Source organism: Yinghuangia soli, from assembly GCF_021502675.1.
Classification (GTDB): domain Bacteria; phylum Actinomycetota; class Actinomycetes; order Streptomycetales; family Streptomycetaceae; genus Yinghuangia; species Yinghuangia soli.
Genome location: NZ_JAKFHA010000012.1, coordinates 113290 through 126295 on the forward strand (window position 1 = coordinate 113290; position 13006 = coordinate 126295).

Annotated in this window: 11 protein-coding genes; 9 read left to right on the forward strand and 2 right to left on the reverse strand. The window is 71.5% G+C overall.

Annotated elements, in window-relative coordinates; translation table 11 throughout:
• Positions 1-229 precede the first annotated feature (229 nt).
• The 3 genes from LZ495_RS20920 to LZ495_RS20930 all read left to right on the forward strand — a co-directional run bounded on the left by LZ495_RS20920 (position 230) and on the right by LZ495_RS20930 (position 4195).
• Positions 230-937, forward strand: a complete 708-nt coding sequence (locus LZ495_RS20920; RefSeq protein ID WP_235054054.1) for a TetR family transcriptional regulator — start codon at positions 230-232, stop codon at positions 935-937.
• Positions 938-1199: 262 nt separating this feature from the next.
• A complete protein-coding gene (locus LZ495_RS20925; RefSeq protein WP_235054056.1) occupies positions 1200-1835 on the forward strand; it encodes an HdeD family acid-resistance protein in 636 nt (211 codons plus the stop codon).
• A gap of 5 nt (positions 1836-1840) precedes the next feature.
• Positions 1841-4195: an FdhF/YdeP family oxidoreductase gene (locus LZ495_RS20930; protein WP_308268463.1), complete on the forward strand. Its 2355-nt coding sequence runs from the start codon at positions 1841-1843 to the stop codon at positions 4193-4195.
• Here the strand turns inward: LZ495_RS20930 and LZ495_RS20935 are convergent.
• Complete coding sequence (locus LZ495_RS20935; RefSeq protein ID WP_235054057.1) at positions 4192-5304, reverse strand: TlpA disulfide reductase family protein; 1113 nt, start codon at positions 5302-5304, stop codon at positions 4192-4194. The two genes, LZ495_RS20930 and LZ495_RS20935, sit on opposite strands and share 4 nt — an antisense overlap.
• Positions 5305-5523: 219 nt before the next feature.
• Between LZ495_RS20935 and LZ495_RS20940 the strand changes: the two genes are divergently transcribed.
• The 3 genes from LZ495_RS20940 to LZ495_RS20950 are packed head-to-tail and all read left to right on the forward strand — an operon-like array spanning position 5524 to position 8674.
• On the forward strand, positions 5524-6192 hold the full coding sequence (locus LZ495_RS20940) for a TetR/AcrR family transcriptional regulator (RefSeq protein WP_235054058.1): 669 nt from the start codon (positions 5524-5526) through the stop codon (positions 6190-6192).
• A complete protein-coding gene (locus tag LZ495_RS20945; RefSeq protein WP_235054060.1) occupies positions 6189-7850 on the forward strand; it encodes an FAD-binding dehydrogenase in 1662 nt (553 codons plus the stop codon). Before LZ495_RS20940 ends, LZ495_RS20945 begins: the two co-directional genes overlap by 4 nt.
• Complete coding sequence (locus LZ495_RS20950) at positions 7847-8674, forward strand: SDR family NAD(P)-dependent oxidoreductase (protein ID WP_235054062.1); 828 nt, start codon at positions 7847-7849, stop codon at positions 8672-8674. Before LZ495_RS20945 ends, LZ495_RS20950 begins: the two co-directional genes overlap by 4 nt.
• A gap of 33 nt (positions 8675-8707) precedes the next feature.
• Here the strand turns inward: LZ495_RS20950 and LZ495_RS20955 are convergent, their stop codons facing one another.
• Positions 8708-9367 (reverse strand): SDR family oxidoreductase, encoded by a 660-nt coding sequence (locus tag LZ495_RS20955; protein ID WP_235054063.1) that lies wholly within the window; start codon positions 9365-9367, stop codon positions 8708-8710.
• A 207-nt stretch (positions 9368-9574) separates the two neighbouring features.
• Here LZ495_RS20955 and LZ495_RS20960 point away from each other — a divergent pair, with 207 nt between their 5' ends.
• The 3 genes from LZ495_RS20960 to LZ495_RS20970 all read left to right on the forward strand — a co-directional run bounded on the left by LZ495_RS20960 (position 9575) and on the right by LZ495_RS20970 (position 12983).
• Positions 9575-10135, forward strand: coding sequence for a VOC family protein (locus LZ495_RS20960; RefSeq protein ID WP_235054064.1), 561 nt, complete (start codon positions 9575-9577; stop codon positions 10133-10135).
• Between the two features lie 35 nt (positions 10136-10170).
• On the forward strand, positions 10171-11304 hold the full coding sequence (locus tag LZ495_RS20965; RefSeq protein WP_235054066.1) for an alpha/beta hydrolase family protein: 1134 nt from the start codon (positions 10171-10173) through the stop codon (positions 11302-11304).
• Positions 11305-11489: 185 nt separating this feature from the next.
• The gene (locus tag LZ495_RS20970) at positions 11490-12983 is read left to right on the forward strand and encodes a flavin-containing monooxygenase (RefSeq protein WP_235054067.1); all 1494 of its coding nucleotides are present in this window, start codon (positions 11490-11492) and stop codon (positions 12981-12983) included.
• Positions 12984-13006 lie beyond the last annotated feature (23 nt).

Here is a 13006-nt window from a genome sequence, read left to right on the forward strand (position 1 = left end):
CACGTGCTCGTCGCCGAGACGGAAGAGGTCAAAGTCCTTGTTCACGAGCGGGCACTCCGATCGGGGCGGCGGGGGTACTGCAAGCGGGGGAACTGCAGGCAGGCACGGCAAGCGGGTACGGCAAGCGGGTACTGCCAGGGGTACGGCGTTCCATCATTCGATGGCACTCAGTACCCCAGACTATGCGCACCGAGTGCCATAGCCAAGCTCCGGTGCTAGGTTCCCGACCATGACGACGGGACCGGCCAAGCCCCCGATACGCGACGCGCTCGTCGCCGCCGCCTTCCAGCTGTTCCCGGAACGCGGCTACGACCAGACCACCGTCGACGACATCGCCGCGCTCGCCGGGGTCGGCCGCCGCTCGTTCTTCCGGTACTTCCCGAGCAAAGAGGACGTCGTCTTCCCGGACCACGAGCGCTCGCTCGCCGACATGACCGCCTTCCTGGCGGCCGGCCCCGACGACGAGGACCCGGTCGAGCGCGTGTGCGAGGCGGCCCGCCTGGTACTCCGGCTCTACGCCGACGACCCCGTCTTCTCGGTGCAGCGCTACCGGCTCACCAAGCAGGTCCCCGGCCTGCGCACCTACGAGCTCTCGGTGGTCCGCCGCTACGAGAGCGCCCTGGCCCACTACCTGCGCGGCCGCTTCGCGGACCGCCCGGACAACGCGCTGCGCGCCGACGTCCTGGCGGCCTCCGTGGTCGCCGCGCACAACAACGCGCTGCGCGGCTGGCTGCGCTCGGACGGCGAGGGCGACGCGGCCGCAGCCGTCGACCACGCCCTCGATTTCGTGCGCCGCACGTGGAGCCCCGACACCGGCGACGGCTCCCCGGGCGCCGCGGCGACCGAGCCCGACGACGTCGTCGTGGTCATCGCCAAGCGCCGCACCCCGATGTGGCGCGTGGTCCGCGACATCGAATCCGCCCTCGCGGACGACTGACACCGGCGCGGCCCCGTGCCCGGGGGGGCTCGATCACGGGGCCCTGCGACGCCGCGCACCCCCTCGCCGACCCGGCTTCTCGCCGCCCGCGCGCCCGCTGCCCTCCCGCCCTCTGCCGCCCGCGGTCCCGGCCGGCGGCCCGCCGTCGCATCTCTCGCGTTGCGGGAGTGATCGGACGCTGTTCTAGTCGAGGTGGGATCCGTGATGGCGCGTATCCGCCGATATGCGCCGCACGGCGCGCACGGCTAGGAGCGTGGAAGCCATGGAAACCGAGACCAATCCGAGCATCCAAGGCATGTGGGGCCAGCTCGCGCAGGCCGCCTGGCAGGCCGTTCTGCTGGCCGGCCTGGCCACCCTCGCCCTCGGCTGCGTCATCCTGGCGTGGCCCGAACCCACCCTGATGGTGGTGGGCGTGCTGTTCGGCGTCTACCTGCTCATCACCGGTGTGGCCCAGCTGATCGCCGCCTTCGGGACGCACGCCGCCACCTCCATGCGGGTGATGGCGTTCATCAGCGGTGCGCTGTCCGTCCTGCTGGGCCTGTTCTGCTTCCGCGGCACCACCCAGTCGATCTTCCTGCTGGCCGTCTGGATCGGCATCGGCTGGCTGTTCCGCGGCATCACCGAGACCATGGCGGCCGTCTCCGACTCCGACATGCCGAGCCGCGGCTGGCAGGTGTTCCTCGGCGTCATCACCGCGATCGGCGGCGTGGTTCTGATCGTGGCGCCGTTCGGCTCGATCAGCGTGCTGACGGTCTTCGCCGGCATCTGGCTGATCCTGGTGGGCCTCGTGGAGATCGTCACCGCGTTCCGCATCCGCGGGCACGCCAAGAAGATCAGCGAGGCCGAGGCCGAGTGGGCCGCCGACAACGCCGCCGCGCGGACCGTCATGGGGGAGTAGCGACCGTGGTGAGTGCGAACGAGTTGCCGAAGACCGCGGACGAGCCGGCCCCGGCACCCGGAGGACCGGCGCCGGCCGCCGCGTACAGCCGTCCGACGGCCGGGTGGGGCGCCGCGTTCAGCGTCGGCAAGGTCCTCCTGCGTCGGCACGGCGCCCCGGTCGAGGACCTGCGCGCCACCCTGCGCATGAACCACGCCGGAGAGGGCTTCGACTGCCCCGGCTGCGCATGGCCGGACGACCCGGACGGCCTGCACCTGGACGTCTGCGAGAACGGCCTCAAGCACGCCGCCTGGGAGATGACCCACAAGCGCGTCGACCGCGCCTTCTTCGCCGCGCACACCGTCGGCGAGCTGTCCGGCTGGTCCGACCACGCCCTCGAGGACCAGGGCCGGCTGACCGAGCCGATGGTGTACGACCGGGAGACCGACCGGTACGTGCCGATCAGCTGGGACGACGCGTTCGCCCTCACCGGCGACATCCTGCGCGGCCTCGACAGCCCGGACCGCGCCGCGTTCTACACCTCCGGCCGACTCGGCAACGAGGCGTCGTTCCTCTACCAGCTGCTGGCCCGCGAGTTCGGCACCAACAACATGCCGGACTGCTCCAACATGTGCCACGAAGCCAGCGGCCGTGCCCTCACCGCGGCCATCGGCAGCGCCAAGGGCACCGTCGACCTGCGCGACTGGCAGCACGCCGACACCATCTTCGTGCTGGGCGTCAACGCCGCCTCCAACGCGCCGCGCATGCTCACGTCGCTGGCCCAGGCGTACCGGCGCGGCGCGCAGATCGTGCACGTCAACCCGCTCGTGGAGGCAGCCGCCGGACGCACGATCGTGCCCCACGAGCTGCGCACGATGGCCACCTTGAAGGCCACCCCGACCGGCACCTTCGACCTGCAGCCGCGCATCGCGGGCGACATGGCCCTGATGCGCGGCATGGCCAAGGCGCTCCTGGAGACCGCGGAGACCGACCCGAGCGCCGTCGACCACGTCTTCCTCGAACGCTTCACCGCGGGCTTCGAGGAGTACCGCGAGCTGTGCCGGGCCACCGAATGGACGGACATCGAGCAGGGCAGCGGGCTGGCGGTCAGCCAGATCCGCCGGGCAGCCGAGATGTACCGCGCCGGCGCCCACACGATCGTGGCGTGGTGCCTCGGCGTCACCCAGCAGGAGCACGCGGTCGACACCATCCGCGAGATCGTCAACCTCCTGCTGCTGCGCGGCAACATCGGCCGCGAAGGCGCCGGACCCTGCCCGATCCGCGGGCACAGCAACGTCCAGGGCAACCGCACCTGCGGCATCAACCACCGGCCCGACGACGCATTCCTGGACCGCCTCGCCGACGCCTGCGGCATCGAACCGCCGCGCGAGGCAGGGCTCGACACGGTACGCACCATCCAGGCCATGCACGACGGCGAAGTCCGGGTGTTCGTCGGCATGGGCGGCAACTTCGCCCTCGCCACCCCCGACACCCCGTACACCGCCGAGGCACTGCGCCGCTGCGAACTGACCGTCCAGGTCAGCACGAAGCTCAACCGCAGCCACCTCGTACACGGCCGCCACGCGCTGATCCTGCCGTGCCTGGGCCGCACCGAGAAGGACCACCAGGCCACCGGCGTGCAGTCCGTGTCGGTCGAGGACTCCATGAGCATGGTCCACCTGTCCCGCGGCATGAAGCAGCCCGCCTCGCCCCACCTGCGCTCCGAACCGGCGATCGTGGCCGGCATCGCCCTCGCCACGCTGCCGGACAGCCCTACCCCATGGCGCGAGTACGCCGAGGACTACGACCTCATCCGCGACACCATGGCCCGCGCGCTGGACGGCTTCGACGACTTCAACCAGCGCGTACGCCTCCCGCACGGCTTCCGGCTGCGCCAGCCCGCCCGCGAACGCGTCTTCCTGACCCCCTCCGGCCGCGCCGAGTTCTCGCACGCCCCGCTCCCGCCCCTGGACGCCACCCCCGGGCGGCTCGTCCTCGGCACCATGCGCTCGCACGACCAGTGGAACACCACCATCTACTCGGAGAACGACCGCTACCGCGGCATCGAGGGCCTCCGCACCCTCGTCTTCATGAACCCCGCCGACATGGCCGAACGCGGCCTCGCGGACCGGGACTTGGTGGACATCACCAGCTTCGCCAAGGACGGCACGCAGCGAAATCTGCGGAACTACACGGCCGTCGCGTACGACATCCCGCCCGGCTGCGCGGCCGGCTACATGCCGGAGATGAACGTCCTGTGCCCGGCCGGCGACTACAGCGAGCAGAGCGACCAGCCGCTGATGAAGCACCTCAACGTCGAGATCGCCCCCGCGGCCGCCGACCTTGCCGCCCCCGACGGCACGGCGACGGCGTCCGGTTAGTTCCCGCCTGCGTCCGGCCCGGTCCCGTTCCCCACGGGGAGGGGCCGGGCCAGCGGGATCCCGGCCTCCTGGAGCAGCGCGGCCTTGGCGAAGAACTCCTCGCCCAGCGGGTCCACGTCCAGCAGCGGCATCAGCGCCCGCCACAGCGAGATGTGCTCCGGGGACTCGGCGGCCAGCCGCTCGTAGCGCCGCCGCGCCGCATCCGGGTGCCCGTTGCGGACCAGCCACACCGCCAACGCCGCTTCGGTACGCGCCTGTTGCCCGGCCGCATCGGCCGTCGGCGTGTGCGCGGCCACCTCCTCCTCGGTCAGGCCGCTGTCGCCGGCGGTCACCCACCGCCGCAGCGCGGCCATCGCCGGACCGGACGGCACGTCCGTGAACACCGTGAAGGTGTCCGACGGGTACTGCGTGTCGTTGGGGCGGACGATCCGGCCCGCCTCGTCGATCCACACCACCGTCGGCACATTCGCCACCTGGTACAGCGCCGCGACCCGCTGCTCCGTGTCGACGACCACCGGATGCGTCGGCTTCGCCTCCTCGATCCACGGCCGCGCGTCCTCGACCCGGTGGTCCAGCGACACGCTCAGCAGCACGAACCCCTGGCCGCTCAGCTCCTGGTGGCGCGCCTCCCAGTGCGGCAGCTCCCACCGGCACCCGCACCACGACGCCCAGAAGTTCAGCGCCACCTTGCGCCCGCGCAGATCCGAAAGCCGGTGCATCCGCCCGTCGACGTCCGGCAGTTCGAAGTCCGGAGCCTCCCCATCGGCGCCCGCCCCCAGCCCGGCTGCCGCAGTCCCGACGACGGCCACCGCCGCCTCCGTCTCGACCGCATAGGGCCGCCCGAGCACCCCGGCGAAGGCCGCTAGATCGACCAGCCCGTCGTCGCCCCGCACCGGCACCGTCGACGTGTGCGGAATGCAGACGTCGCCCCGGCACCACCCGTACTCCTGCCACGCCCACCCCAGCGCGGTCTGCACGGCTTCGATGCCCAGGAACACGCCGCCGTCCGGGCCGGTGCGGACCTCGACCTCCGAGGCCCGCCCCTCGTCGAGGACCGTCCACACTGCCTGCCCTGATTGCTGCCCTGACTGCTGCCCTGACTGCTGCACCGGAGCTCCTCCCGACGGATACGACGACTCCTCGGACGGACGCCGCGGCACCGTCATATCCCGACCGGACGCGGGAAGCCAGACGGCCCGCAGCCCGGTTCCCGGACCGCCGACACGGCCCCCGCGACCCTTGTCGATACAGGAATGCATCGGATACGTTTTTGTATCCGACGGGCGAGAACGCCCGGGCCGGGTTCCGGTGGCGCGAGGCGGCGGGTGATGACGGCGGCGGTCAGTGCGCGGAGGTCGCAGACGCGGCAGCGGTTGCTGGACGCCGCGATGGAGGCGTTCGCCGAGGAGGGCTTCGGGCGGACCACCGTCGAGCGGCTCTGCGAGCGGGCCGGGTTCACGCGCGGCGCGTTCTACTCGAACTTCACCTCGCTGGACGAGGTCTTCCTGGCCATGTGGGAGGACCGGTCCACGCGGATGCTCGCGGACGTGCGGGCCGCGCTCGCCGAGGTCTCGGCGGAGGACCCGGGCCAGGCGCTGCGGGCCGCGCTGGCCGCGATTCCGGTGGACGACGCCTGGTACCGGGTGACGGCCGAGTTCACCGCGCACGCCTTGCGCAACCCGGCGCTGCGCAGGGTCATGGCGGCCCGGGAGCAGGCCATCCAGGACACCGTCCTGCCGGTGCTGGTCGCCGCGCTGGCCCGGACCGGGCGGCAGGTGCGCGACGAGGCTGCGCTCGGCCGCGCGCTGGTCGCGGTGCACGACGGGACGGCCGTCCAGGTGCTCCTGGAACCGGACGACCCCGGGGCGTGGGCCCGGCGCGAGGAATTGTTCATGAGCGTCCTGGCGGCCTACAGCACGCCCGGCGGCGACACCAGGGACCTGGACGCCGCCCCCGGCCCGGACGCCGCCACCGACTTGCTGGAGGAACCGCGATGAGCGCAGACGCCGATGTGATCGTGGTCGGCGCCGGGCTGGCCGGCCTGGTCGCCACCTACGAGCTGACCCGGGCCGGGCGCCGCGTCCTCGTGGTCGACCAGGAGAACGAGGCCAACCTCGGCGGACAGGCGTTCTGGTCGCTGGGCGGGCTGTTCTTCGTGGACAGCCCCGAGCAGCGCCGGATGGGCATCAAGGACTCGTACGAACTGGCCATGTCCGACTGGCTGGGCTCGGCCGGCTTCGACCGCGAGCGCGAGGACCACTGGCCGCGCCAATGGGCTCATGCGTACGTCGACTTCGCGGCCGGCGAGAAGCGGCAGTACCTGTACGACCTCGGGCTGCGCGTGATGCCCACGGTCGGCTGGGCGGAACGCGGCGCGGGCACCGCGACCGGGCACGGCAACTCGGTCCCGCGGTTCCACCTCACCTGGGGCACCGGTCCCGAGGTGGTACGCGTGTTCCTGGAGCCGGTGATGGCCGCCGCGGCGCGCGGTCTGGTGACCTTCAAGTACCGGCACCGCGTCGACGACCTGATCGTCGAGCAGGGCGCCGCCGCGGGTGTGCGCGGGACCGTCCTGGAGGCGTCCGTGCAGCCGCGCGGCGTCGCGTCGTCGCGCACCCCGGAAGGGGAGTTCGAACTGCGCGCGCAGGCCGTCGTGGTCACCTCGGGCGGCATCGGCGGCAACCACGAACTCGTGCGCAAGAACTGGCCGGTGGACCGGATCGGGCCCGCACCGCAGTCGATGATCACCGGCGTCCCGGCGTACGTGGACGGCCGCATGCTGGAGATCACCGAAGGCGCCGGCGGCTCGATCGTCAACCGCGACCGCATGTGGCACTACACCGAGGGCATCAAGAACTGGGACCCGGTCTGGCCCGACCATGCGATCCGGATCATCCCCGGCCCGTCGTCGCTGTGGCTGGACGCCGCCGGACGCCGGCTGCCCGCACCGCTGTTCCCCGGCCACGACACCCTCGCGACGCTCCGGCACATCGTCGGGACCGGCCACGACTACACGTGGTTCGTGCTGACCCGGTCCATCGTGGAGAAGGAGTTCGCGCTGTCCGGGTCCGAGCAGAACCCGGACGTGACCGGCAAGGACCTCAAGCTCGTGCTGTCCCGCGTGAAGAAGGGGGCGCCCGGTCCGGTCCAGGCGTTCCTGGACCACGGCGAGGACTTCGTGGTGAAGCCCACGCTGCGCGAACTGGTGGACGGCATGAACGCCATCGCCCCCGGGCCGGCCCTCGACTTCGCGCAGGTCGAGCGCGAACTGGTGGCGCACGACCGCGAGGTGGCGAACGCGTACTCGAAGGACCTGCAGCTGATGGCGGTCCGCAACGCCCGGGCCTACTGGCCCGACAAGATCACCCGGGTCGCCGCGCCGCACCGCTTCCTCGACCCCGCGCACGGTCCGCTCATCGCGGTCCGCCTGCGCGTGCTGACCCGGAAGACGCTCGGCGGCCTGGAGACCACGCTGGACTCGCAGGTCGTCCGCCCCGACGGGAGCACCTTCGAAGGGCTGTACGCGGCGGGCGAGGTGGCCGGGTTCGGCGGCGGCGGCGTGCACGGGTACAACGCGCTGGAGGGGACGTTCCTCGGCGGCTGCATCTTCTCCGGCCGGGCGGCCGGGCGGGCGCTCGCGAAGGCGCTCGGATGAGCGGCGGCGGGACCTCCGGTACGCGGGCGACCGGTGGCACTGCGCTGGTCACCGGGGCGTCGTCGGGCATCGGCGCGGCGGTCGCGGAGGCGCTGGTGGCCCGCGGATACCGGGTCTTCGGCACGACACGCGAACCCGGCAAGGTCGCCGCGCCCATCGCGGGTGTGGAGTACCTGCGCCTGGACCTGACCGACGACGCGTCCATCACCGCATGCGCGGCCGCGGCCGGTGCGGTGGACGTGCTGGTCAACAACGCGGGGGAGAGCCAGAGCGGCCCGTTCGAGGAACTCCCGATGGACGCGGTGCGGCGGCTGTTCGAGACCAACGTCTTCGGCGCGGTCCGGCTGTCGCAGCTGCTGCTGCCGGGCATGCGGGAACGCCGCCGCGGGCGGGTGGTCATGGTCGGCTCGATGCTGGCCAGTTTCCCGCTGGCCTACCGCTCGTCGTACGTGGCCTCCAAGGCCGCCGTGAAGGGCTTCGCGAATGCCGCGCGCCGGGAGTTCGCGGCCTACGGCGTGCACATCACCACGGTCGAGCCGGGCTCGATCAACACCGGAATCAGCGAGCGCCGCACCGAGTACCTGCGCGACGGATCTCCGTTCACCGCCGAGTACCGCACCATGCTGGCGGCGCTGAACAGCAATGAGGCCGAAGGCGTTTCGGCCGCCGCGGTGGCGGCGACGGTGGTGAAGGCCATCGAGGCCGGCCGGCCGAAGCCGCTGTACGCGGTGGGCAGCAACGCTCCGCTGGTGTTCGCGCTGCGGCGCCTCCTGTCCCGGACCGCGGCGGAGCGGCTGGTGTCCCGGCGGCACGGCCTGCGCTGAGGCGCCCGGCCGAGCCGCCCGGACCACGGAACCTCAGGACGTAAGCTCCACCAGGCCGGCGGCCGCATCCCCGACCGGGGTGTCGCCGCCGGTCAGTTCGACGATGCCGCGGCCCAGCCCCGGCTGGTGCAGGGCGGCGGCGATGAAGGCCGCCACGTCGTCCCGGGGCACGTCGCCGTACTCGATGGCCGGGCCCGCCGTGACGCGTCCCGTGCCGGGGCGGTCCACGAGCGTGCCGGGCCGGACGATGAGCCAGTCGAGTGCGGTCCGGACGAGGTACACGTCGGCGGTCTTCTTGACCTTCATGTAGTGCTCGAAGCCCGCGCTGGGTTCGCGCCCGCGGCCCGCGTCCGGGAACACCGACACCAGCACGAACCTGCGGACCCCGGCGCGCAGCGCGGCCTCGGCGGACTTCTCCAGCCCGCGGCCGTCGATCAGCGTCGTCTTGTCCAGGCCGGTCCCGTGCGCACCGGCCGAGAACACCACCGCGTCGTGGCCGGCCATCTTCGCGGCGAGGTCGTCGACCGAGTCGCCGATCAGGTCGCCGGCCAGTGCGGTGGCTCCGGCCGCGTGCACGGCATCGGCCTGCGCGGGATTGCGGAACATCCCGGTGACCTCGTCCCCGGCATCGGCCAGCAGCCGGGCGAGCCTGCTCCCGACGCCGCCTGCGGCCCCGACCACGAACACCTTCATCGACGACTCCTCTTCCGCTTCCCGGGTGCGTTCCCGGGTGTGTTCCCGGGTACGTGTCGGCCCTCGACCCGTGTCCCACGACCGGTCCGTCCAAACGTCGGCCGGAAGTGTGCGATGCACCCTACTTAGCGATCGTTCGTTCTTGACCCTTCGCGGCGGACGGGACTAGCGTCGCCACACCGGTATCGGGGCGGGGAGGCGGAAGCCATGACCAACACCGAATTCGAGCTCGGCGGACTGTGCCACCTGGCGCTGGTCTGCCAGGACATGCAGCGGACGGTCGAGTTCTATACCGAAGTCCTGGGCATGCGGCTCGCCAAGACCGTCGAAATCCCGGATGGGGGACAGCACTTCTTCTTCGACATGGGCGGCGGGCAGTTCCTCGCGTTCTTCTGGTTCCGGGACGCTCCCGAGCGCGCACCCGGCGTGGCGTCGGCATCCGCACTCCCCGGGGTGGGCGACATCCGCACCGCGCACGCGTCGATGAACCACGTCGCGTTCAAGATCCCGGCGGACCGGTTCGAGGAGTACAAGGCCAAGCTGGAGGCGAAAGGCGTGGTCACCGGGCCCGTGCTCAACCACGACGACAGCGAGCGCGGCGTCAGCATGGAAATGAACGAGGGCACCTACGTGCGGTCGATGTACTTCTTCGACCCGGACGGCATCCTCCTCGAATTCGCGGCCTGGACCCGCGAGTTGAACGAGGACGACGTACGGCACCCGGCCGTCGACCGGTTCGGTGTCGTCCCGGCCGCCCGGCCGCGATGACCCCCGGGACGGGGAAGCCGGGCAGGCCGCGGACCATGCGCCCGACGGTTGCGGAGTTCGTCGGCAGCGAATCGCCGGGAGCGCCGCGCGCCGGGGCCGGCGGCCACCCGTGCCAGGGGCTCTACCACGCCCCGGACGGCGCACGGCCGCGCGTCGCGCTCATCGCCACGCACTACCAGATCGATTTCGCGGAGCACTATCTCGCCGAATTCCTCGCCGCGCGAGGCCTCGGATTCCTCGGCTGGAACACCCGGTACCGCGGCTACGAGGGCGACTTCGTGCTCGACCGGGCGCTGGTCGACATCGGCGTGGGGGTGCGCTGGCTCAAGGAGCAGGCCGGCGTCGAGCACGTCGTGCTGCTCGGGAACTCCGGCGGCGGGTCCCTCATGGCCGCGTACCAGTCGCAGGCCGTCGAGCCGTGCGTCCCGCCCGGCATCGGGCTGCCGCCGGCCCCCGGAGCCGGCGAACTCCTCCCCGCGGACGCGTACATCTCGCTGGCCGCCCACCTCGGCCGCCCCGACGTGCTCACCGCGTGGATGGACGCCGCCGTCACCGACGAGGACGACCTGACGCGCACCGATCCGTCGCTCGACCTGTTCGATCCGGCCAACGGGCCGCCGTTCACCGCGGAGTTCGTGGCCCGCTACCGCGCCGCGCAGGTGGCCCGCAACCACCGGATCACGGCGTGGGCGCAGGCCGAACTCGACCGCATCACCGCGGCGGGCTACTGGGACCGGCCGTTCGCGGTCCACCGGACCTGGGCCGATCCGCGCATGGCCGACCCGGCACTGGAGCCCACGCGGCGCCGGCCGGGCCGGTGCTACCGCGGCGACGTGCGCGCCGCGAACCGCGGCGGCCGCGGCATCGCGGGCGAGACGACACTGCGCAACTGGCTGGACATGTGGAGCCTCGCCACGTCGCCGTGCCGCTCCGAAGCGCACCTGGCGAAGGTCACGGTGCCCGCGCTCGTCCTGAACGCGGACGCCGACACCGGGGTGTTCCCGAGCGACGCGGATCTCGTGCACAAGGCGATCGGGAGCACCGACAAGACCCGCCCCGACGACCTCGCCGGCGACCACTACTTCCGCACCCCGGACGGTGCGCGCGACATCGTCGCGGACGTGATTGCCGACTGGATCGCCGAGAGGTTCCCGGGCGCGCACGGCTGAGCCCGCGCCACCGACCGCGCTGCCCCAGTACGCATTTCGGACGACCGGAAAGTTGTGCCGGTGTTGCCCGGCACAACTGCTTTCGCGTGCCCGAAATGCGGGGAAACTTCTGCTCCTCACGAGGCACGGGATAGGCACAACCCAGCGCGTTGACTGCCCGTCGGCGCGAAAAATACCTTCGCGTCATGACAACGGTGGGGGACATTCTGGTGATCGGTGCCGGTCCCGGCGGGGTCGCAGCCGGCGCGTGGCTACGCCGCGCGGGGTTCGACTTCCTGGTGCTGGAGCGTGGGTCCGAGGTCGGCGGGACCTGGCGCGACAACAACTACCCAGGCTGTGCATGTGACATCGCGGCCTCGCTGTACTGCTTCTCGTTCGCGCCGAATCCGGACTGGAAGCGCGCCTACGCCGAACAACCCGAGCTCCGCGACTACTTGCAGCGGACCGCGGACGAGTTCGACGTGACACGCTCGATACGCTTCAACGAGGAAGTGAAGTCCGCCCGTTGGGACGGACAGGCCTGGCAGGTCGAGTCCACCGGCGGTTCGTACACCGCCCGTGTGCTGGTCACCGCCACCGGGCCGTGGAGCGCCCCGCTCGTCCCGGACCTCCCCGGGCTCGACCAATTCCCCGGCGCGGTCTTCCATTCCGCGCAGTGGGACCACGACTTCGACCTCAAGGGAAAGCGCGTCGCGGTCATCGGCACCGGCGCGTCCTCGGTGCAGTTCCTGCCCCTGGTGCAGCCCGAGGTGGAGAAGCTCCACCTCTTCCAGCGCACCGCGCCGTGGATCATTCCGAAGACCGACTATGCCCTGTCCGAATTCGAACGCAAGATGTACCGCAAGTACCCCGGGGCCCTGAAGGCAATGCGCAAGACGCAACTCGGCATCCTGGAATCCCTGGGCTTCTTCTTCCGCCACCCGAAGGCGATGCCGGCACTCCAGAAGCTCGCGCTCTGGAATATCCGACGCGGCGTCAAGGACAAGGCACTCCGGGAGATCCTGACACCGAACTTCATCATGGGCTGCCGGCGCGTGCTGTTGTCCAACACCTACTACCCGGCGGTCGCCTCGGACAACGTCGAGGTCATCCCGCAGGAGCTGGTCCGCATCGAGGGCAGCAAGGTGATCGGCGCGGACGGCACCGCCCGCGAGGTGGACGCGATCCTGTTCGGCACCGGCTTCCACTACAGCGACCCGCCGATCGCGGGCAAGATCCGCGACGAGAAGGGCCGCACGCTCGAAGAGATGTGGGAGGGCAGCCCGCAGGCCTACCTCGGCACCAACGTGCACGGCTACCCGAACCTGTTCATGCTGCTCGGCCCCAACATGGGTTCCGGTACGGGCTCGGCGATCGCGGGCATAGAGGCCCAGGTCCGCTACGCCCTCAGCGCGCTCACCACGATGCGCGACAACGGCTGGCACGCCGTCGAGGTCCGCGCCGACGTGCAGGACGATTACAACACCGAACTCCAGAAGGCCCTCGGCACCACGGTCTATACGCCGATCGGCTGCAACAGCAACTACATCGACCGCAACGGCCGCAACAGCACCATCTGGCCGTGGTCGACCAAGCGGCTCAACAAGCGCATCCGGACGTTCGCGCCGGACGAATACCGCACGGTGGCACGGCACGAGCTCGCCGACACGGGTGCGGAGAGCGGCGCCGAGACCGGCTGAGACCGGCTGCGGCCGGCTGTGAC